Consider the following 21,066-nt stretch of genomic DNA (forward strand, 5'->3'; position numbering starts at 1 on the left):
GAATGCCGGAAAGTGTCATTGACACCCTCCGGAATCGTGTAAGCTCTTCTAGGTGGTTCGGCCGGACTGCTTGGATGAAATTCTTCGGAAAATTCATCTGGCGGAGAACGGCGGAACTGACGGGCTGTAGCGCAGCTTGGTAGCGCACTTGACTGGGGGTCAAGGGGTCGCAGGTTCAAATCCTGTCAGCCCGACCACAACAAAACCCCGCTGATCCAACAGGATTGGCGGGGTTTTTTGTTGTCCCGAACTTTAGGTGAGAGAACGACGCCGGCTGGTTGCCCGTCGTCGTGCAGCCGGCAGCGTACGTGCTACTTGAGGAAGCGGGACGTTCTGCGGTCGGCCAGGATTTTGCCGTTTGTCTGGCAGGTCGGGCAGTACTGCAGGGCGGTGTCGGCGAAAGACACCTCCCGGACCGTGTCCCCGCATACCGGGCAGGGCTGTCCGGCGCGGCCATGCACATTCATGCCGCTCCGTTTCGCATCCTTGAGGTCGGCGGGTGCCTTTCCCTGGGCCTGGGCCACTGCGGCTCCCAGGACGGTGTGGATGGCGTCGAACAGGATCCCGACCCTCGCCGGCTCCAAGGCATTGGCCATGGCGAACGGCGAGATTTTCGCGGCATGCAGGATCTCGTCGCTGTAGGCGTTCCCAATGCCCGCGATCACACTCTGGCTCCGCAGCACGCCTTTGATCTGGTGCGCGTGCCCGGCGAGAATCTCGGCGAACATCTCCCGGGTGAAGGCCGGGATCAGCGGATCCGGTCCGAGGTCGGCGATGCCGGGAACGGCGCCGGGCTTAGTCACCACGTAGATTGCCAGGCCTTTCTTGGTCCCGGCCTCGGTCAGGTCAATGCCCATCTTCGTGCCGTCCGCCCCGGCAAAGTGCAGGCGGGCCGCGATCGGACCCTTTCCGGGCCGGAGGGGATCAGGTGAAGGCTTCTCTGTGAAACGGACCCAGCCCGCCCTGGCGAGGTGGAAGATGAAGTACAGGCCGTCGGCGTCGATGCTGATGAACTTTCCGAACCGCTCCACACCGGTGATGGTCCTGCCGGCCAGCGCCGTGTAGGGAGGGTCGGCCGTCTTGAGTACGGCCACGGACAGGATCTGCAGCTTTTCCAGCACCGCACCGCGCAGCCGGGTGTCGAGGAACGTGCTCAGTGCGGCCACTTCGGGTAGTTCCGGCATGGCACCACTTTGCCATAAGGGATGCCGGATTGGGCGGTGGCGGCGGGGCATAATGGCACACCCGGCGGCCACGGAGTTGTGCATATACTTTCAACCGGTGGCTGTTCCTTGCGCCTCCGTTGACATTGGTGATTGACCCGATGAAAGGCCCCTGATGAGCAACATTCCCTCTGATCTGTCCTACACCGCCGAACACGAATGGGTGACCGCACCGAACGCCGATGGTGTGGTCCGCGTGGGGATCACCGACTTCGCCCAGGACGCCCTCGGGGATGTCGTCTACGCCCAGATGCCCGAAGTCGGCACCACTGTTAAGGCAAACGACGTCGTGGGTGAGGTTGAATCCACCAAGAGCGTCAGCGATATCTACGCGCCCGTCTCCGGCGAAATCGTGGCCCGGAACGAGGCACTCGACTCCGATTCGGCGCTAATTAACTCCGATCCGTACGGCGACGGCTGGCTCATCGAGGTCAAGCTCGCCGAAGCTGATGCGGTGGATTCCCTGCTCAGTGCATCGGAGTACGAACAACAGGTAGGCTAAAGCTAACCGGTCCCGCTGCCCGGCCGCCGGACTCCGGAAATGGAGTCCAGAGGCCGGACGGCGGGCGGCATACCGGAGCTGCCAGGCAGCCCCGGACGGTACGCGTTGATTGCAGGGGGACATCTGCAACGAAGGAGGAGGAATCCATGGTTGGCGGCGAACAGAACCACACCAACGGCGATTACGGCACAGGTGCGGGCAGGGCCTCGGAAACCACCTCGATCAACCTCACTCCGGTTCATGAAGAGCCCACGATTGTACCCAAGCTCTCCCCGGAGGAACGCTCTGCCGTTGAGGCGCTTCCCTCCGGCTCCGCCCTGCTCGTGGCCCACAGCGGGCCAAACTCGGGTGCCCGCTTCCTCCTTGACTCCGATGTCACCACGGCCGGGCGGCACCCCGACGCTGACATTTTCCTCGACGACGTGACGGTGTCCCGCCGCCACGTTGAGTTCCGGCGCACGCCGCGGAGCTTCGAGGTGGTGGACACCGGAAGCCTGAACGGCACCTATGTCAACCATGACCGCGTGGACAGCGTGGAACTGAGGTCCGGAAACGAAGTCCAGATTGGCAAGTTCCGTCTCACCTTCTACCTGAGCCCTGCCCGCGCAGCAGGACGCGTCTGATTCGGAGCGGCTGCCTGTGGCAATGGCACAACCGGAGCGCCGGGGACCCCTGGTCCTGAACATCGGGGAAGTGCTCGCTCAGTTGAGCGATGACTTTCCGAGCATGACGGCGTCGAAAATCAGGTTCCTTGAGGAAAAGGGACTCATCAATCCCCGGCGTACGCCCGCGGGTTACCGTCAGTATTCGGACAGCGACGTCGAACGGCTCCGCTTTGTCCTGTCGCTGCAGCGCGACCAGTACCTGCCGCTCAAGGTCATCAAGGATTACCTTGACGCCATCGACAGGGGCGAGCGGCCGGAGAACCTTCCGCCTGGGGTCACCGTATCGCCGCGGATCGTTTCGGACGAGCTCGCCGCTGAACTGCAGAACAAGGCGCGCCGGCTCAGCGAAGAGCAGCTGCGCGCGGAGTCGGGGGCCAGCGTGCCGCTCCTGCAGTCCCTGCTGAGCTTCGGCCTCATCGGACACACCGACGGCAAATTCGACGAGCACGCCCTCCAGGTGGCCCGCGCCTGCGTCCAGCTGGAGAGCCACGGCCTGGAGCCACGGCACCTCCGTCCGTTCCAGGCCGCCGCGGAGCGCGAGTTTGGTCTCGTGGAACGCGCCGTGGCCACACTGACCTCACGCAGGGACGCTGCGTCGCAGGCCCGCGCGGCGGAAGCGGCGCGGGAAATCAGCGACCTGTGCCTCACCCTGCACCGGGCCCTTGTCCAGGACCGTATCTCGCGGATGGAAATCTGATGATCGAAGTCGAGATTGTGGGCGTCCGCATCGAACTGCCCTCCAACCAGCCCCTGGTTCTGCTCCGCGAGATGCACGGGGAACGCCACGTCCCCATCTGGATCGGAACACCCGAGGCCAGCGCCATCGCGCTGGCCCAGCAGGGTGTTGTGCCGCCGCGGCCCATGACCCACGACCTCCTGGTGGATGTCGTGGAAACGCTGGGCCACTCCGTGGTCAGCGTGAACATCGTAGCCGTGGAGGACAACATCTTCTACGGCCAGCTGCAGTTCGACAACGGGGCCACGGTGAGCTCCCGGGCCTCCGACGCCCTGGCCATCGCACTGCGCGCCAAGTGCCGGATCTGGTGCGCCGACTCTGTCATGGACGAGGCCGGCGTGCGCATCACTGAACACGATGAGGGCGAGGACACGGAGCCCGGCCCCACTGTGGAGGAGGAACGTGAGCTGCGGAGGTTCCGGGAGTTCCTGGATGACGTGGAACCAGAGGATTTCGACGGCTAGGTCACGTTAAGGTTAAAGTTAAGCCTGAAACTTTCGACACGCCCTGCCAATCATACGAAGGTCTTTGACCTTGGGGCGCGGCAGGCCTAACGTCGGAGGTACCAAGTTCCCATTGCATACGACAGCGGCGCAAGTCACACTGGAAAGTGCTACTCCGGCCGAATTACAAGCATGATTTTCTTCCGGACTTCATGCGCGTAGCAGCTGTTGCGGCAACTTCCCCAGGGGAGCTCATGACAAGGAGGATCCACGTGAGTCCGAAAGGCGAAGCAGGCGAGCTGAAGCAACCCTCGACGGCCGGCGTTGCCGTGCCCGCAAGCGGTGCTCAGGGCCTTCTCTTCACTGAGGATCTCCCGGTCCTGGACGAAGACGCCGGCTACCGCGGGCCCACGGCCTGCAAGGCCGCCGGCATCACGTACCGGCAGCTCGACTACTGGGCCCGGACGGGCCTTGTGGAGCCTGCGGTCCGCGGTGCAGCGGGCTCCGGCTCCCAGCGGCTCTACGGTTTCCGCGACATCCTGGTCCTGAAGGTGGTTAAGCGGCTGCTGGACACCGGCGTATCGCTGCAGCAGATCCGCAGCGCCGTCGAGCACCTGCGTGAACGCGGCGTGGAGGATCTTGCCCAGATCACCCTCATGAGCGACGGCGCCAGCGTCTACGAATGTACGTCCGCGGACGAAGTCATCGACCTCGTGCAGGGCGGCCAGGGCGTGTTCGGCATCGCTGTGGGCCGCGTGTGGCGGGAGGTTGAGGGAAGCCTCGCCTCGCTGCCCAGCGAGCACGCCGGCGAGCAGGCCTTCCCCGACGACGAACTCAGCAAGCGCCGCGCTGCGCGCAAGATTGGCTAGCCACGCAAGATCGGCTGGCAGGACTTAAGCAGAAGGGCCGCCTCCCGTCCGGGAGGCGGCCCTTCGCGCGTGAGCCGGGTGTTCGGCGCCGTCTATCAGGTTCAGAGGCTAGCGGGCGCTCCGGCTGCGGCTGGTCTTGTTGGTGGCCATCAGGTTTCCCAGCAGTGTGTCGTAGAGTCCGGCCGCGGTTTTGGCGGAGTCGCCGGGCCAGTGGTGGACGGAATGCGCCGCGCCCTGGATCTGCTGCCAGTTGGCCTGCTCCGGGATGTGCGGGGCCAGCAGCAGGTCCCCGAACATGGCCTGCATTTCGGCCAGCCGGAAAGCGTGCTCGGAGGAGCCGGAGCGCACGCGGTTGGCCACGATGCCGGCGGGGGAAAGGTTGGGTGCGAATTCCTGCCGGAACAGCTGGATGGCCCGCATGGTGCGTTCGGTTCCGGCCACGGAGAAGAGGCCGGGCTCGGCCACCAGGGCCACTTTGTTGCTTGCGGACCAGGCCATGCGGGTGAGCCCGTTCAGGGACGGCGGGCAGTCCACCAGGATGAGTTCGTACGCATCTGCGCCGGCGAGTACCGCGGACAGCCTGCGCAGGTCGCGCTTGCCGAGGTCGGGGCGGTCGTAAATTCCGGTGTAGGCGGAGCCGACGGCGACGTCCAGCACCGCTGGACCGGAACCGTTGGAGGCCGCCCGGCTGATCCAGCCGCTGGGCACCACGTTGTCTGCGATCTTGGCTTTGCGCGGATTCTTCAGCATCCTGCCGATGTCCAGCCTGTCGCTGGGCTGCACCCCGAGCGCTGTGGTGGCGTCGGCATGGGGATCGAGATCCACCACGAGGGTTGGGATGCCTGCGGCCAGTGCCGCAGACGCCAGTCCGGTTGTCACGGATGTCTTGCCGACACCGCCCTTGAGGCTGCTGATGCTGACTACTTGCACTTGATAAACCAATACCTAACGCCGGTTGCCGTGTTGGGGTACGTTCTGTTCCGGTGCTGCAGGAACAGGGGCAGGCTTCCGCCGCCCTCAACATCATATGTTGACCTCGGCCCGAATCCCTTTTTATCCGGATCCGGGCATGCCTTCCGTCCGGCCGTTCCGGCGTCGTTCTTCTGCAGCAGCAAAAGTGGCCCAAATCGACAGCAGTTTCGGCAGGGCAGTGAATATGGCCCGCAGATGACGGATAATTCTGTGATGGTGGACACACTGATTTGTGTTTCGTCCAGCCCGTCTTACACACTGTGACCACTCACCGATCCACCCGCAATGATGCAGGAGAAGTATGTTTTCCAAGATTCTGGTGGCCAACCGCGGAGAAATCGCAATCCGTGCTTTCCGTGCCGGCTACGAACTGGGCGCCAAGACAGTCGCCGTGTTCCCCAACGAGGACCGTAACTCGATCCACCGCCAGAAGGCCGACGAGGCGTATCTGATTGGCGAAGAGGGACACCCCGTACGCGCCTACCTGGACGTCGACGAGGTGGTCCGTGTTGCCAAGGAGTCCGGTGCGGACGCCATCTACCCCGGTTACGGCTTCCTCTCCGAAAACCCGGACCTGGCGCGTGCCGCCAAGGCTGCAGGCATCACGTTCGTGGGTCCGCCCGCGGAGGTCCTGGAACTCGCCGGCAACAAGGTGGCCGCGCTGGAGGCTGCCCGCAAGGCCGGCGTTCCCGTGCTGAAGTCGAGCGCGCCGTCGAAGGACCTTGACGAGCTTCTCGCCGCTGCGGATGAGATCGGTTTCCCCATCTTCGCCAAGGCCGTGGCAGGCGGCGGCGGGCGCGGCATGCGCCGCGTGGACACCCGCGAGGCACTGCCGGAGGCGCTGCAGTCCGCCATGCGCGAAGCCGACGCCGCCTTCGGTGACCCCACCATGTTCCTCGAGCAGGCCGTGCTGCGCCCGCGCCACATCGAGGTCCAGATCCTGGCCGACGCCGAGGGCAACGTCATGCACCTCTTCGAGCGCGACTGTTCCATCCAGCGCCGCCACCAGAAGGTCATCGAGATTGCCCCGGCCCCCAACCTGGACGAAGGCATCCGCCAGGCCCTGTACCGGGACGCCGTGAAGTTCGCCAAGGCCCTGAACTACGTCAACGCGGGCACGGTTGAGTTCCTCGTGGACACCGTGGGCGAACGCGCCGGCCAGCACGTCTTCATCGAAATGAACCCCCGCATCCAGGTGGAGCACACCGTCACCGAAGAGGTCACCGACGTCGACCTCGTCCAGGCGCAGATGCGCATCGCCGCCGGCGAGACCCTCGCCGACCTGGGGCTGTCCCAGGAGACCGTCTTCCTCAAGGGCGCCGCGCTGCAGAGCCGCATCACCACCGAGGATCCGGCCAACGGTTTCCGGCCCGACGTCGGAAAGATCACCGGTTACCGTTCCGCCGGCGGTGCCGGCGTAAGGCTCGACGGCGGCACCGTTTACTCGGGTGCCGAGATCAGCCCGCACTTCGACTCCATGCTGGTGAAGCTCACCTGCCGCGGCCGGGACTACCCCGCCGCCGTTGCCCGGGCGCGCCGGGCGCTGGCGGAATTCCGTATCCGCGGCGTCTCCACCAACATCTCCTTCCTGCAGGCCGTCCTTGACGACGCCGACTTCATCGCGGGTAACGTGGCCACGTCCTTCATCGACGAACGGCCCGAACTGCTGAAGGCGCGCGTCTCCGCGGACCGCGGCACCAAGCTGCTGACGTGGCTCGCCGAGGTCACGGTGAACAAGCCGAACGGCGAACTTCCGGTCCGCACCGACCCCGCGGACAAGCTCCCGGCCGTCGCCGGCGCCGAGGTACGCCCCGGATCCCGCCAGCGGCTGCTGGAACTCGGACCGGAAGGCTTCGCCAAGGCGCTGCGCGAGCAGAAGGCCGTCGCCGTCACGGACACCACCTTCCGCGACGCCCACCAGTCCCTGCTGGCCACCCGTGTCCGCACCAGGGACCTGCTGGCCGCCGCGCCCGCGGTCTCCACCCTCCTGCCGGAACTGCTGTCGGTTGAGGCCTGGGGCGGCGCCACCTACGACGTCGCCCTGCGGTTCCTCGGCGAGGACCCCTGGGACCGTCTGGCCGCACTGCGCAAGGCGCTGCCGAACGTCTGCCTGCAGATGCTGCTCCGCGGCCGGAACACCGTGGGCTACACCCCGTACCCCGAGGAAGTGACCGAGGCCTTCGTTAACGAGGCAGCAGCCACGGGCATCGACATCTTCCGCATCTTCGACGCGCTGAACGACGTCAGCCAGATGGCCCCGGCCATCCGCGCTGTCCGGGCCACCGGCACCGCCGTCGCCGAGGTGGCACTGTGCTACACGGGCGACATGCTGGACCCCAACGAGAAGCTCTACACGCTGGACTACTACCTGGGCCTGGCGGACAGGATCGTCGAGGCGGGCGCCCACATCCTCGCCATTAAGGACATGGCAGGGCTGCTGCGTCCGGCAGCCGCGGCGAAGCTCGTCTCCGCGCTGCGGGAGCGGTTCGACCTCCCGGTCCACCTGCACACCCACGACACCGCAGGCGGCCAGCTCGCCACGCTGCTCGCGGCCGTCGATGCAGGCGTCGACGCCGTGGACGTCGCCTCGGCATCCCTGGCGGGCACCACCAGCCAGCCGTCGGCGTCGGCCCTGGTCGCCGCCCTGGCCCACACGGAACGCGACACCGGGCTCGGCCTGGCAGAGGTCAGCTCACTCGAGCCGTACTGGGAAGCCGTGCGCAGGGTTTACGCCCCCTTCGAGTCCGGCCTGCCGGGTCCCACCGGCCGGGTCTACCAGCACGAAATCCCGGGCGGGCAGCTGTCCAACCTCCGGCAGCAGGCCATCGCGCTTGGGCTCGGTGAGCGCTTCGAGGCGATCGAGGACATGTACACGGCTGCGGACCGGATCCTGGGCCACCTGGTCAAGGTGACCCCGTCGTCGAAGGTGGTGGGCGACCTCGCCCTGCACCTCGTGGGGCTGAACGCAGACCCTGCCGACTTCAACGAGAACCCGCAGAACTACGACATCCCCGACTCCGTCATCGGGTTCCTGTCCGGTGAGCTGGGCGATCCTCCGGGAGGCTGGCCTGAGCCGTTCCGCACCAAGGCCCTCCAGGGCCGCAGCATCAAGGTGCGCGACGCCGAGCTGAGCGCCGAGGACAGCGCAGCGCTCCGCGGCGACTCGAAGACCCGCCAGCAGACGCTGAACCGGCTGCTGTTCGCCGGGCCCACCAAGGACTACCTCAAGAGCCGGGAGACGTACGGCAACGTTTCGGTCCTGGACACCCGCGACTACCTTTACGGCCTGCAGCGCGGCGAGGAGCACGTAATCCAGCTCGAAAAGGGCGTGCGCCTCATCGCGTCGCTCGAAGCTGTCTCGGAGCCTGACGAGAAGGGCATGCGCACGGTCATGTGCACGCTCAACGGGCAGTCCCGTCCGGTCTCGGTGCGCGACAAGTCCGTGGTCAGCAACGTGAAGACGGCCGAGAAGGCGGACCCGGCCGTGCCGGGCCACGTCGCCGCTCCCTTCGCCGGGGCCGTGACCGTCACCGTCAAGCCCGGCGACACCGTTAACGCGGGCGACACCGTTGCCACCATCGAGGCCATGAAGATGGAGGCATCCATCACGACGCCGGTAGGCGGCAAGGTGACGCGTCTGGCCATTTCCGCTGTGGAACAGGTACAGGGCGGTGACTTGCTGATCGTCGTCGAATAGGCGCCGGTCAGTGGTTTGACGGTCGACTGAATGACCGCCTGAACAGCTTGCAGGGCGGCCAGAGGCCGCCCTGCAGGTAGGGTGGAAAACAGAAAAAGGTTGTGGGGACGGCGCCAAGCCGCCCCCACAGCCATTTCCGACCCACTCCGGCAGCCGGAACCCGACCGCCTGCCAGGACAAAACAGAGCGGAAGCCATGACGCAGACCAATACGCCCAAGCCCGGGCCGCGCCCCGACCGGGCCCCGTCATTCTCCAAAGGCAGCGCCGCCAACGCTGCGGGGGAATCCGGGACCAGTCCCGGTGCGGTGTCTGCGTCGGACGCCTCCGGCGTGGCGCCGGCAGCTGACGCCGCAGCGGCAGGGGAGATCAGTGTGGTTACTGTTTCCGACGCCCAGGACCGCACGTCGGCCGGATCGCTTCCGGCAGTCGGCGGCACGGTGCAGCAGGAATGGGTGCAGCAGGCACCGGCAACTGCGGCCATTCCCGTCGTGACCGCGGGCCCTGGCAGCGTCAGCGCCCCGGGCACAGAGCCAGCAGGCGCGGACACAGAGGCTGCTGGCACAGCCGCCGTCGACATAGCCCCGGACACAGCTGCTGCTGCCGAACCGGTTCCGGGTGAAGACGTCAAGGACCTCCCCGGCCGGCGCGAGCGGCCCGAGGGGCCGGAGCCGGCTTCCGCCCTGACCGCCGACCGCCTCCTGACCAGGGCCGCAGCCGCTCCGGTGTCAGGCTGGCGCCGCTGGCTGTACCAGGCAACCCTGGGCTACGTGAACCTGGGCGATTCGGACCAGGTCCGGATCCAGCGGGCCATGGAGCACCGCATCGCCACGCGGCTGGGGGAGCGGACCAGGTATGTGCCCGTGCTCTCACGCAAGGGCGGGGTGGGCAAAACCACCGTCACCACGCTGCTGGGCATGGTGCTGGCGGAGCTGCGTGAGGACCGGGTCATCGCCATGGATGCGAATCCGGACCGCGGCACGCTCTCGGACCGCTCACCGGGCAGGGCTGACTTCACGGCCCGCCAGCTGGTGAAGGACAGGTTCACTGTGAACTCCTTCGCCCAGCTTTCCAACTACACCGCGCGGGACGGTTCGCGTCTCGATGTGCTGGCCTCGGACACCGACCCCACCGTGGCGCACGCCTTTGACGACGCCGACTACCGCGCAGTCACCGACATCCTGGGCCGGTACTACTCGATTGTGCTCACCGACTCAGGTACGGGCATGGTCCACTCCGTCATGAAGGGCACGCTGGAAAAAGCCGACGCGGTGGTGCTCGTCTCGGGCGGCAGTGTGGATGAGGCCCGGCTGGCGTCCGAAACCCTTTCCTGGCTTGAGGCCCACGGCCGCCAGGATCTGGTCGCCAAAGCCACCGTGGTCATCAACATGGCCGCAGGCAACCGGACCCTGGTCAACATCGACGAAATCGAAGAGCACTTCCTGTCCCGGGTGAAAAACGTGGTGCGGATCCCGCATGACCGCCACCTGGCCGAAGGCTCGCGGATCCGCCTGGGCCAGCTGAAGCCGGCAACCCGCGCGGCCGCCGTGGAGCTGGCCGCGCTGGTGGTGGACGAGCTGCAGCAGGCCTAGGCCCCCGCCGTCGGGAGTTTTTGTCCACTTATTGGCCTCTGAAGGCCCCGGAAGTCGCGAGAAGTGGACAAAAACTCCAAACCTCAGGCGCGGGTGGGCTTCGGCGATTTGTACATTTCGTCGATCACCGATTCGAAGTCCTTCATGACCTGGGCGCGCTTGACCTTCATGGACGGGGTCAGGTGGCCGGAGGCTTCGGTGAAGTCGCTTGGCACGATCCGGAAGGACTTGATGGCTTCGGCCTGGGACACCGACTGGTTGGCCTGGTTGATGAGCTCCTGCACGGCGGCCTTCACCTCGGCGTGCCCGGCAGCGTCATTCAGGGGCGTGTCCGCCGGCAGGCCGTGGCGCTGCAGCCAGCCCGGGAGGGCTTCCTCATCGAGGGTCACCAGGGCCCCGATGAACGGGCGGTTGTCACCCACAACGAGTACCTGTGACACCAGCGCATCGGCGCGGATCTGGTCCTCAAGCAGCGCGGGAACCACGTTCTTGCCGCCGGCGGTGACAATGATTTCCTTCTTCCGGCCGGTGATCAGCAGGTAGCCGTGCTCATCGAGCTGGCCGATGTCCCCGGTGCGGAACCAGCCGTCAACGAACGACTCCTCCGTCAGGTCGGGGCGCTTGTAGTACCCCCGCATGACGCAGGTGCCCTTGACGAGGATCTCGCCGTCACCGGCAATCCGGACGCTGTTGCCCGGAATCGGTGCGCCGACCGTGCCGATCTTGATCCGCTCCGGTGTGTTGACGCTGACGGGCGCGGTGGTCTCGGTGAGGCCGTAGCCCTCGAGGATCTGCAGGCCGATGCCCTGGAAGAAGTGGCCCAGACGCTCGCCCAGCGGGCCGCCGCCGGATACCGCGTGGGCCACCTCCCCGCCCATGGCGGCGCGCAGCTTGCCGTAGACGAGCTTGTCGAAGACCGCGTGCTTGATCTTCAGGCCCAGGCCGACGCCGCCATCCTGCCTCGCACGGGAGTATGCGATCGCGGTCTCGGCGGCCTTGTGGAAGATTGCGCCCTTGCCGCCGTCTTCGGCCTTGGTCAGGGCAGAGTTGTAGACCTTTTCGAACACCCGCGGAACAGCAAGGATGAACGTCGGCTTGTAGCTCTGCAGATCGGCCAGCAAGTTCTTTATGTCCGGGGTGTGCGCCACGGTGACGCCGGCGGCCACGGCCAGGACGGAAATGAAGCGTGCAAACACATGTGCCAGCGGGAGGAACATGATGGTCCGGGACTGCTCATTGACCACTTGCTTCAGCGAAGTGGCCAGGGCGTTCTCGGACAGCTCCACGAAGTTGCCGTGGGTCAGCTCGCAGCCCTTGGGCCGGCCGGTGGTGCCCGAGGTGTAGATGATGGTGGCGAGGTCGCGGAGCCCGGCGGAGCGCCTGCGGGCTTCCAGCTCGGCGTCGCTGACGGCGGTGCCGGCCGCGCGCACGGCGTCGAGCCCGTTACCGTCGAGCTGCCACACGTGCTGCAGGGCGGCGAGCCCCTCGGAGGCTGCTGCCTGCCTGATGATGTTTTCGTGGTGGTCCGATTCCCCGAAAGCGGCGACGGCGCCGGAATCACCCAGGTTCCAGGCGACCTGGGAGGGTGAGGACGTTTCGTAGATGGGAACAGAAACGCCACCTGCGAACCAGATGGCGAAGTCGATGAGTGCCCATTCGTAACGGGTCCGGGACATGATGCCCACCCGGTCGCCGGCGCCGATGCCGCTGGCGATAAGGCCCTTGGCTAGCGCGGACACGTCGGCCACGAACTCCTTGGCCCGGATGTCCTGCCACTGGCCGGCGGAGTCGAGGCGCGAAAACAGGGCAGGGTCGGATGCCTCTGCTGCCTGGCGCAGCACAAGGTCCGTGATGTTGCTGTCCAGGGGTACGTTCGCCAGGGGCGGAACGCTGAATTCGCGCACGTTAGCTCCTTTGATATCCGTTGCCGCAGCGGGTAGTCCTAACCTTAGTACGTCCCGTGCCGGGGGCCGGCAGATCCAGGTTACCCGTCGGTAACTTTACGGCGGAGGGGCGTCCGGCGCCAGCGGGCAGGGGATGTCGTTACCTGTCGCACCTGCGGAGACGTTCCCTGGTGGCACCTAGAATGGGGGACTATGCAGCCCTCTTTGCCCGCCGAGCAGCCGCCCCCGTCCCGTTCCAGCCGCTGGAATGGGGAGCCCGGCGGCTGGGCGTCCTGGCGCGCGGCGTCGCAGCACAAAATCTCCCGCCGCCCGGTACCTGGACACGGCCTGGCAGGAGGAGGAGGACAGCTGGCCGGCCACCGCCTGTTCCGGCAGCAGCTGCGGCCGGGCCGGCGGGGTCTTGCCATTGGCATCGACATTGGCGGCACCAAGGTTGCCGCCGGCGTGGTGGATGCAGAAGGAAACATCCTGCGCGAGGCGCGCCGGTCCACGCCGGGCAGCGACCCGCGAGCCGTGGAGCGCGTCATCGTGGAACTCGTTGAGGAACTGAGCGCCGGCACCCGGATCCGCTCGGTGGGCATCGGCGCCGCCGGCTGGATGGATCTCGACGGCGGCACGGTGCTGTTCAGCCCGCACCTCGCCTGGCGGAACGAACCGCTGCGGGAAAATCTGCAGCACCTGCTGCGCCGCCCCGTCATGCTGGTCAATGACGCCGATGCGGCGGCCTGGGCCGAGTGGCGTTTTGGTGCCGGGCAGGGGCAGGACCGGCTGGTCTGCATTACGCTCGGGACCGGCATCGGCGGCGCCATGGTGATGGACGGGCGCGTTGAGCGCGGCAGGTTCGGCGTGGCCGGGGAGTTCGGCCACCAGATCATCATGCCGGGCGGCCACCGGTGTGAGTGCGGCAACCGCGGCTGCTGGGAGCAGTACGCCTCGGGCAACGCCCTTGGCCGGGAGGCCCGGGAACTGGCCCTGGCGAACTCTCCGGTGGCCCAGGAACTCCTCAAGGCCGTGGACGGAAGCGCCGAGCGCATCACCGGAGCCACGGTGACGGAACTGGCCATCGCCGGCGACGCCGCCTCCCGTGAGCTCCTCGAGGACGTCGGGGACTGGCTCGGGTTGGGGCTGGCGAACCTGGCAGCCGCCCTTGATCCCGGGAAGTTCGTGATCGGCGGCGGCCTGTGTGCGGCAGGGGAGCTGCTGGTGGCTCCGGCCCGCAAGGCCTTCGCCCGCAACCTCACCGGCCGCGGATTCCGTCCTGCCGCCGAAATCGACCTGGCCGCCCTTGGGCCGAATGCCGGCCTCATCGGCGCTGCTGACCTGTCCCGGGTCAGCAGCCGGACGCACCGCTAATCTTTTCGCGGGTCAGCAGCCGAATTCCGCTGACTGGCTACAGAGCTGGCGGAAGTGTCAGACCCGGGCGCCGTCGTCGTTCTCGTCCTTCTCCTGCGGCAGCTTCATGATCAGGTACACAACAGCGGCGATGAAGATGGCCACCATGCCGAGGATGGCCAGCAGCGGCGCGGAGCGCCAGAACATCGAGGACAGCACCAGGGCAACCGGAGCGCCCACGGCGCCCAGCCACGCGAGCATCGTCAGCGGGTCCGTGGCCGAAAGCTTGGGGGGTTCCTCAGGGACGAACTCGCCGTCGTCGTCCTCAACGGCATAATCGCGCGGATCCGCGGTGCCGGAAGGGACGTCGGTCCCTCCGGAGCGGTCGGCCTTCCCGCGCCCGGCGGCTTTCGCCTGTTCTGCAGCCTGCTGCCGCTCGGCAGCTGACAACTCCCGCGGAGCCCGGGGCGCCAGGCCAAGGGGGTCGAAATCGGTGAAGTGTTTTGCCGCATTTTCCGCACCAGGGCGCTTGTCCGTGTCTCCCGCCTGATCAGTCTGTCCTGCCAGTGCAGAGCCTGCATCGTCGCCGGCCGCAGTGCTGTGCCGGGGACCGCCGGAATGGGGCGGAGTCCCAGTGGCGGAGGGTCCGGGCTCACCCTGGACGACGTCTGCGTCCGGAGCCGGGGTGTCGCCCTGGAGCCTGGCCACGAGGTCGAGCCAGACGGCGTCGTCCTGGTTTGCACTCGGATCGGACGAATTCGAATCGGGCCTATTCATCGGTCGTGCCCTTCTGGCTGGCTGTCGCGGAGTCGGTGGATCCCTGGCGGATATCTGCCACGACGGAACGGATGAAGTCCACCGAGCCGCTGAAGATCTGGTCGGCATCGTGGTCCAGCGTGGCCACGTGGTAGCTGTTGTCGAGCCGCGTGAGCTGCAGCGGGGCGTGGGTGAGCCCGTGCCGCAGGGCCGTGATGCTGGAATCGGACACAACATGGTCCACGGTGGAGCGGAACACCCGCACCGGCGCTGTGATACGTGGCAGCAGCCGGACGGTGTCCTTGAACATCTTATTCAGCTCGTGGGCGGCTGCCACAGGTGTCCGTGAATAGGCTCCCTCGTCGACGCCAGGCTTCCGGATGTCATTGGCTATGGCCGGCGTGCTCTTGAGGACCAGCTTGAGGATGCCGGCCAGCGGCGCGCGACGGTCGTCGATGACAAGGCCGGGGTTGACCACAATGGCTCCGGCGACCGGTCTGGTCGCGGCGAGGCGCAGCGCCAGGGCCCCGCCCATGGACAGACCGGCGGCGAAGACAAGGTCACACTCGGCATCGAGCTCCAGGTAAGCAGCGTCCATCGCGTCATGCCACTGCGGCCAGCGGCTGCGGGAAAGCTCCTGCCAGGTGGTGCCGTGGCCCGGCAGCAGCGGCATCCGGACGGCAAAGCCGGCCTCGGCAAAGGACTGTGCCCACGAACGCAGGCTGTGCGGACTGCCCGTGAACCCGTGCGAGAGGGCGATGCCGATGGACGGGCCCTCACCGGAGAAGGCGCTGCTGAACGGGCTGTGATCGGGAACTGTGGTCATGACTTCTCCGACGGTATGTGGCTACGGGAGTGCAGCTGGAAAAACCGGGCCGAGGACTCGAAAATTTCCTGGGCGTCCGCGTCCAGCGTAGCCACGTGGCCGCTGTTCCTGAGCAGCACAACCTCAAGGGCGGCCGCGCGCAGGCGCTTCCGGATAATGCCGAGCGAGCTCGGGGGCACCACGGCATCGTTGACCGACTTGAAAACGAGCACCGGGGCGGTGATCCGCGGCAGGCCGCGGGCCGCGGCAGCGAACAGCCTCTTCAACTGGTGGACCGCCGCCAGCGGCGTAAGGGAGTAGTCGCCGTCGTCCGTATGGGGCGCCGTCGGATTTTCCTCGGCCATGGGCACGGTGGTCTTTTGGATGTACTTCAGCAGGCCGATGATCCGGACGCGCCGGTCGTAAAAGCTCAGGCCGGGATTGACGACGGCGGCACCCGCCACGCTGTGGCGGGATGCGGTGAGCAGGGCGATGGCACCGCCCATAGAGAGGCCGGCCACGTAGCATTCGTCCGTCCTGGCCGCCAAGTCCAGATAGGCCGCTTCGAAGGCGCCGTGCCATTCCCGCCACCCTGTCCGCGCAAGTTCCTGCCAGCTCGTCCCGTGCCCGGGGAGCAGCGGAACGGTGACGGCGAAGCCGCGCGCGGCCAGGAATTCGGCCCACGGGAGGATGCTGAGGGGGCTGCCCGTGAAGCCATGGGAAATCGCGATTCCGATCCGCGCATTGGCCCCGTGTCCCGCGTAGCTGAAAGCGGCGGGCCGTGTGCGGTCGCTGCCTTCTGTCATGACACCATCGTGTCACTGTTCCGGACAATTCTCACTAGAGTAGGGTTGCATTGCAGTCCCGCCGGGCCCCTGAAACGCCCCGGCGGTAGCCCTCCGGAGAGGTAAGGCACGTGTTCTATTGGGTCATGAAGCGGATCTTCCTGGGGCCGGTGGTCCGCACCCTCTTCCGGCCGTGGGTCAAGGGGCTGGACAACATTCCGTCCGAGGGCGCGGCCATCATTGCCTCCAACCACCTCTCATTTTCGGACTCGATTTTCATGCCGCTGATGGTGCCGCGGCCTGTCATCTTCCTGGCGAAGTCGGAGTACTTTACCGGCACCGGGCTCAAGGGCAGATTGACCGCAATGTTCTTCCGGCTGACCAATCAGCTTCCCATGGACCGTTCCGGCGGGGCGGCCTCGGCGGCCTCGCTCGAGGCGGGCATGGACGTGCTGACGCACGGCGGACTGCTGGGAATCTACCCCGAGGGTACCCGCAGCCCCGACTCGCGGCTTTACCGCGGGAAGGTGGGGGTGGCCCGGCTGGCGCTCCAGGCCGGCGTCCCCGTCATTCCGGTGGCAATGATCGGAACGGACAAGGTCCAGCCCATCGGCCAGCGGCTGCCGAACATCCGCCGCATCGGCATGATCTTCGGCAAACCGCTGGACTTCAGCAGGTACCAGGGCATGGCCGATGACCGGCTGATCCAGCGGTCCGTGACAGACGAGATCATGTACGAACTCATGCGGCTTTCCGGTCAGGAATACGTGGACGAGTACGCGTCGGTGGTCAAGCTCAGGCTCGCGGGCAAGGCCGAAGCCCAGGACGGCGAACAGGGCCGCGAACAGCGGGGCGACGAACCGCGGGACGAACCGGGGGAGCCCGGTTCGTCCCGTTCGGCATAGGTGCCGGTGGTGCTGATATCTGTGACGCTCTGGGCGGGTGCATGACAGTCCGGGTGTCCCGAAGCCGCTCCCGCCATTTACTCTTAGTAGTGTGACTGAGCTATCTGCAAAACCTGCCTCTTCCCTGACCAGCACTTCACAGAGCGGTGCGGCCAATTATCCGGGACTCGACAACTGGCGGGACCTTCCCATCTCCCAGCAGCCGAGCTGGCAGGACTCCGGGGTCTTCAACGCCTCCGTCAAGGAGCTGTCGGCGCTCCCCCCGCTCGTTTTCGCGGGCGAGGTGGACATCCTGCGCGAGCGTCTCGCTGCGGCGGCCCAGGGCAAGGCCTTCCTGCTCCAGGGCGGTGACTGCGCCGAGACCTTCGAAGGCGCCACGGCGGACAAGATCAGCGCGCGTGTGAAGACGATCCTGCAGATGGCAGTGGTCCTGACCTATGGTGCGGCGATGCCCGTCATCAAGATGGGGCGCATGGCCGGCCAGTTCGCCAAGCCGCGCTCCTCGAACGACGAGACCCGGGATGGCGTGACGCTGCCGGCATACCGGGGCGACATTGTGAACGGGTACGACTTCACCCCTGAATCGCGCGGCCATGACGCGAGCCGTATGCTCCGGGCCTACCACACCTCCGCTTCCACGCTGAACCTCATCCGGGCGTTCACCCAGGGCGGCTTCGCGGACCTCCGCCTGGTGCACACCTGGAACAAGGGCTTCACGGAGAACCCGGCACATGCCCGCTACGAGTCGCTCGCGCGCGACATCGACCGCGCCATCAAGTTCATGGCATCCTGCGGAGCCGACTTCGAGGCCCTCAAGCGGGTTGAGTTCTTCGCGAGCCACGAGGCGCTGCTGCTCGACTACGAACGTGCGCTGACCCGCATCGACTCCCGCACCGGGCTGCCCTACAGCACCTCCGGCCACTTCCTGTGGATCGGCGAGCGTACCCGCGAGCTGGACCACGCCCACGTGGACTTCCTGTCCCGCGTCCGCAACCCGATCGGCGTCAAGCTGGGCCCGTCCACCTCCGGCGACGACGCGCTGCGCCTCATCGACAAGCTGGATCCCGAGCGCGAGCCCGGCCGGCTCACGTTCATCACCCGCATGGGTGCCGGCAACATCCGCGAGAAGCTCCCGTCCCTCGTGGAGAAGGTGACCGCTTCCGGCGCCCAGGTCCTGTGGGTCACGGATCCGATGCACGGCAACACGGTCACCTCGCCCAACGGCTACAAGACCCGGAATTTCGACGACGTCATTGACGAGGTGCGCGGGTTCTTCGAAGTGCACCATGCCTTGGGGACGGTTCCGGGCGGCCTCCACGTCGAGATGACCGGGGATGACGTGGCCGAATGCCTCGGCGGCGCTGATCCCATCGACCAGGAGGCATTCCTCGACCGTTACGAGTCGGTCTGCGATCCCCGGCTGAACCACATGCAGTCGCTGGAGATGGCGTTCCTCGTGGCGGGCGCGCTCACCCGCCGCTGATCAGCTTCCAACAGAACAGACAAAAGACCGGCGCTGGGACTCCCCGGCGCCGGTCTTTTATCTGCTGTAGCTACACCACGGTGAGGGTGATGACGGAGCCCTCAGGAACCTCTGTGTCCACCGGGTCCTGGTCCCGGACCGTCCCGAAGAAGCCGCCGAGGACTTCGTTGACGCGGACCTCGAAGCCGCGCTTCTCCAAGGCTTCGCGGGCCTCCCGGGCCTGCTTGCCGATGTAGTTGGGCACCTTGACGAGCTTGGGCCCCTCGGAAATTGTCAGGGTGACGGTCTGCCCCTTCGTGAGGGTTCCTGAGGCAGGCTCCTGGCGGACTACTGCGCCCTTGGGAACATTGCTGTCGTGGACCGTTTCGTCGGCCACCACGGCCTTGAGTCCGGCTGCTTCGATGGCACGGAACGCTTCGTCCTGGCCCTGTCCGCGCACATCGGGGACCGGGATGGGCTGCGGGCCCTTCGAGACTGTGAGGCTGACCGGTGTCCCATGGCGCACGGGAGTTCCCGACGCCGGGGCCTGGCTCAGCACCGTTCCGGCGGGCACTTCCTCGTCGAACTTCTCCGTGACCTTGCCAAGCGCCATTCCGGCACCGTTGAGCGCTTCCTTGGACGCATCCAGCGTCCTGCCGGTCAGCTGCGGCAGGGGAAACAGCTGCGGGCCCTTGGATACAAACAGCGACACCTGCTGGAACTTGCGGATTTCCGTTCCGGCGCCCGGCTCGGACCCCACCACGAGGCCGGCCCTGACGTCGTCATCGAAGACGTCCTTGGTGCTGGACTCGAAGCCGGCGTCCCGGAGCAGCTGCTGGGCCTCCGCCACAGTCCTGTTGGCCACGGCCGGCACAGTCCCGGGGGATCCGGGCCCCATGCCGAAGAACCAGCCCGCCCCAGTGGCGAGGAGGGCGAGGATCACCAGGATCACGATCCACAGCGCACCCCTGCGACGGGGGTTCCCCTCCCGGAGCGTACGGACGGGCGTAGCAGCGGCGCGCGAGCGTGCCTTTTCCTCGTGGCGGTCCAGTTTCCGCTGTTCGCGTTTGCTGAGGGGGAGCGGGCCATCATCGGTGTCGTCGTCGTCGAATCCGTACGACGGGAGGACCGGCCGGGGAGTTGAAGAGGCGGCGGGCGACGAGGCGGGACTTGACGGGGCCGGAGTTGAAGATACGGGGGTGGCAAACACAGTGGTGGGGTTGCTGGCGCGGGAAATGACTTCGGTGGGGCGGCCACGCTGGGCATCATCGCCGTGAATGGGGGCCAACAGCTCCGTGTGGTTTCCCTCGCCTCCCTGGACAGGCGCAGTTCCCGGAACAGACGGGCTTTGCGGCAGGTGCCCAGGCATCCGGGTCGGGGCCGGGGGTGCGCCTGCCCCGCGGGGTGCGAGGCCGGGGTGGGGGACCGTGGTGGCCCCGCCGGCCGCTACTGCCGCCGCGACGGCTGCAGGGGGCTGCAGATCCAGTTCGGGGTCGGTGAGGTTGGTGCGGATATGACGGAGTTCCGCCAACAGCGCGTTGCCGTCCACGGGCCGCTGCTCGGGGTCGCTGGCGGTGCACCACTGCACGAGTTCGTCCACATCCCCCGCGAGGCCGGGAACCAGCCCCGAAGGAGGACCCACAGTGGAATTCACGTGCTGGTAGGCCACCTGGATGGGAACGTCGCCGTCGAACGGCTGGCGCCCCGTGAGCATCTCGAACAGCATGATGCCCGTGGAGTAGATGTCGCTTCGTGCGTCGGCCGGCTTGCCCAGGACCAGCTCCGGCGAGAGGTACGCGACGGTGCCGATCAGTGCACCTGTGCTGGTTGTGGTGGTCACGGCGCGGGCGAGGCCGAAGTCGCCGATCTTGATCCGCCCGTCGTCGGCAATCAAAACGTTCTCCGGCTTGACGTCGCGGTGGATCATGCCGGCGGCGTGGGCTGCCCCGAGGCCCTCCACCACCGGGTCGATGAGGGCAAGGGCAAGCCTTGGGGACAACGCGCCCTTGCTGCTGATGACGTCGCGGAGGGTGTGGCCCTTGATGTACTCCATCACCAGGTAGGCGGTGTCGCCGTCGTGACCTTGGTCGAGGACGCCCACCACGTGCGGGTGGGAGAGCTTCGCGGCGGCCCGTGCTTCTCGCGCCAGGCGGTCGAGGAAGTTGCCGTCGTTGACCAGGTGGGGATGCAGGACCTTCAGGGCAACATCACGGTCCAGCCTCTGGTCCGTGGCCACATAGACGGTGGACATACCGCCCCGCGCCAACCGGGACTTCACCTGGTAGCGGTTGTCCACGAGCGACCCGACGAGACTGCCTAAAGCGTTTTCCTGCACCCTTCGATACTAAGTGCTGCACGGAAACGGGTCCGAATCAACGTGCGATCCGGACCCGTATCGTTATGCTCCCGGAGCCTGGGGT

17 protein-coding genes and 1 tRNA gene are annotated in these 21,066 nt (G+C 66.7%); 11 read left to right on the forward strand and 7 right to left on the reverse strand.

Features of this window, described 5'->3' with window-relative positions; translation table 11 throughout:
• The first annotated feature begins 120 nt into the window (after positions 1-120).
• Positions 121-197: transfer RNA gene (locus tag ACFRAH_RS07765), tRNA-Pro, on the forward strand.
• Positions 198-311: 114 nt separating this feature from the next.
• Here the strand turns inward: ACFRAH_RS07765 and ACFRAH_RS07770 are convergent.
• Complete coding sequence (locus ACFRAH_RS07770; RefSeq protein WP_377990332.1) at positions 312-1,184, reverse strand: Fpg/Nei family DNA glycosylase; 873 nt, start codon at positions 1,182-1,184, stop codon at positions 312-314.
• A gap of 154 nt (positions 1,185-1,338) precedes the next feature.
• Between ACFRAH_RS07770 and gcvH the strand changes: the two genes are divergently transcribed.
• The 5 genes from gcvH to ACFRAH_RS07795 all read left to right on the forward strand — a co-directional run bounded on the left by gcvH (position 1,339) and on the right by ACFRAH_RS07795 (position 4,438).
• The gene (gene gcvH, locus ACFRAH_RS07775) at positions 1,339-1,725 is read left to right on the forward strand and encodes a glycine cleavage system protein GcvH (RefSeq protein WP_377990333.1); all 387 of its coding nucleotides are present in this window, start codon (positions 1,339-1,341) and stop codon (positions 1,723-1,725) included.
• A gap of 146 nt (positions 1,726-1,871) precedes the next feature.
• Complete coding sequence (locus tag ACFRAH_RS07780) at positions 1,872-2,348, forward strand: FHA domain-containing protein (RefSeq protein ID WP_377990334.1); 477 nt, start codon at positions 1,872-1,874, stop codon at positions 2,346-2,348.
• 22 nt (positions 2,349-2,370) lie between these two features.
• Positions 2,371-3,087 carry a MerR family transcriptional regulator gene (locus ACFRAH_RS07785; protein WP_043418625.1) on the forward strand — a complete coding sequence of 239 codons (717 nt, stop codon included), beginning with the start codon at positions 2,371-2,373 and terminating at the stop codon, positions 3,085-3,087.
• Positions 3,087-3,590 carry a bifunctional nuclease family protein gene (locus ACFRAH_RS07790; RefSeq protein ID WP_076798054.1) on the forward strand — a complete coding sequence of 168 codons (504 nt, stop codon included), beginning with the start codon at positions 3,087-3,089 and terminating at the stop codon, positions 3,588-3,590. Before ACFRAH_RS07785 ends, ACFRAH_RS07790 begins: the two co-directional genes overlap by 1 nt.
• 251 nt (positions 3,591-3,841) lie before the next feature.
• Positions 3,842-4,438, forward strand: coding sequence for a MerR family transcriptional regulator (locus ACFRAH_RS07795; protein WP_377990335.1), 597 nt, complete (start codon positions 3,842-3,844; stop codon positions 4,436-4,438).
• 108 nt (positions 4,439-4,546) lie between these two features.
• Here ACFRAH_RS07795 and ACFRAH_RS07800 read toward each other — a convergent pair whose 3' ends face one another.
• Positions 4,547-5,368, reverse strand: a complete 822-nt coding sequence (locus ACFRAH_RS07800) for a ParA family protein (protein WP_377990336.1) — start codon at positions 5,366-5,368, stop codon at positions 4,547-4,549.
• A 343-nt stretch (positions 5,369-5,711) separates the two neighbouring features.
• On the opposite strand from ACFRAH_RS07800, the gene ACFRAH_RS07805 reads away from it, so the two are divergent.
• Together ACFRAH_RS07805 and ACFRAH_RS07810 are read left to right on the forward strand one after the other, a co-directional pair.
• Positions 5,712-9,107 carry a pyruvate carboxylase gene (locus tag ACFRAH_RS07805; RefSeq protein WP_377990337.1) on the forward strand — a complete coding sequence of 1,132 codons (3,396 nt, stop codon included), beginning with the start codon at positions 5,712-5,714 and terminating at the stop codon, positions 9,105-9,107.
• Between the two features lie 195 nt (positions 9,108-9,302).
• Complete coding sequence (locus tag ACFRAH_RS07810; protein ID WP_377990338.1) at positions 9,303-10,697, forward strand: hypothetical protein; 1,395 nt, start codon at positions 9,303-9,305, stop codon at positions 10,695-10,697.
• Positions 10,698-10,780: 83 nt separating this feature from the next.
• Here the strand turns inward: ACFRAH_RS07810 and ACFRAH_RS07815 are convergent, their stop codons facing one another.
• Positions 10,781-12,601, reverse strand: a complete 1,821-nt coding sequence (locus ACFRAH_RS07815) for an AMP-dependent synthetase/ligase (protein WP_377990339.1) — start codon at positions 12,599-12,601, stop codon at positions 10,781-10,783.
• Between the two features lie 192 nt (positions 12,602-12,793).
• Between ACFRAH_RS07815 and ACFRAH_RS07820 the strand changes: the two genes are divergently transcribed.
• Complete coding sequence (locus ACFRAH_RS07820; RefSeq protein WP_377990340.1) at positions 12,794-13,954, forward strand: ROK family glucokinase; 1,161 nt, start codon at positions 12,794-12,796, stop codon at positions 13,952-13,954.
• A 57-nt stretch (positions 13,955-14,011) separates the two neighbouring features.
• Here ACFRAH_RS07820 and ACFRAH_RS07825 read toward each other — a convergent pair whose 3' ends face one another.
• The 3 genes from ACFRAH_RS07825 to ACFRAH_RS07835 are packed head-to-tail and all read right to left on the reverse strand — an operon-like array spanning position 14,012 to position 16,300.
• Positions 14,012-14,710 (reverse strand): hypothetical protein, encoded by a 699-nt coding sequence (locus ACFRAH_RS07825; RefSeq protein ID WP_377990341.1) that lies wholly within the window; start codon positions 14,708-14,710, stop codon positions 14,012-14,014.
• The gene (locus ACFRAH_RS07830; protein WP_377990342.1) at positions 14,703-15,515 is read right to left on the reverse strand and encodes an alpha/beta hydrolase; all 813 of its coding nucleotides are present in this window, start codon (positions 15,513-15,515) and stop codon (positions 14,703-14,705) included. The genes ACFRAH_RS07825 and ACFRAH_RS07830 overlap by 8 nt, the downstream gene beginning before the upstream one ends.
• Positions 15,512-16,300, reverse strand: coding sequence for an alpha/beta hydrolase (locus ACFRAH_RS07835; protein WP_377990343.1), 789 nt, complete (start codon positions 16,298-16,300; stop codon positions 15,512-15,514). The genes ACFRAH_RS07830 and ACFRAH_RS07835 overlap by 4 nt, the downstream gene beginning before the upstream one ends.
• A 110-nt stretch (positions 16,301-16,410) precedes the next feature.
• Here ACFRAH_RS07835 and ACFRAH_RS07840 point away from each other — a divergent pair, with 110 nt between their 5' ends.
• The gene (locus tag ACFRAH_RS07840) at positions 16,411-17,184 is read left to right on the forward strand and encodes a lysophospholipid acyltransferase family protein (RefSeq protein ID WP_377990344.1); all 774 of its coding nucleotides are present in this window, start codon (positions 16,411-16,413) and stop codon (positions 17,182-17,184) included.
• A 91-nt stretch (positions 17,185-17,275) separates the two neighbouring features.
• Positions 17,276-18,667, forward strand: coding sequence for a class II 3-deoxy-7-phosphoheptulonate synthase (locus ACFRAH_RS07845; RefSeq protein WP_377990345.1), 1,392 nt, complete (start codon positions 17,276-17,278; stop codon positions 18,665-18,667).
• 70 nt (positions 18,668-18,737) lie between these two features.
• On the opposite strand, the gene ACFRAH_RS07850 is transcribed toward ACFRAH_RS07845, so the two are convergent.
• Positions 18,738-20,981 carry a PASTA domain-containing protein gene (locus tag ACFRAH_RS07850; RefSeq protein ID WP_377990346.1) on the reverse strand — a complete coding sequence of 748 codons (2,244 nt, stop codon included), beginning with the start codon at positions 20,979-20,981 and terminating at the stop codon, positions 18,738-18,740.
• Positions 20,982-21,066 lie beyond the last annotated feature (85 nt).

The sequence above is a fragment of the Arthrobacter sp. NPDC056727 genome (assembly GCF_042790555.1).
Taxonomy (GTDB): Bacteria; Actinomycetota; Actinomycetes; order Actinomycetales; family Micrococcaceae; genus Arthrobacter.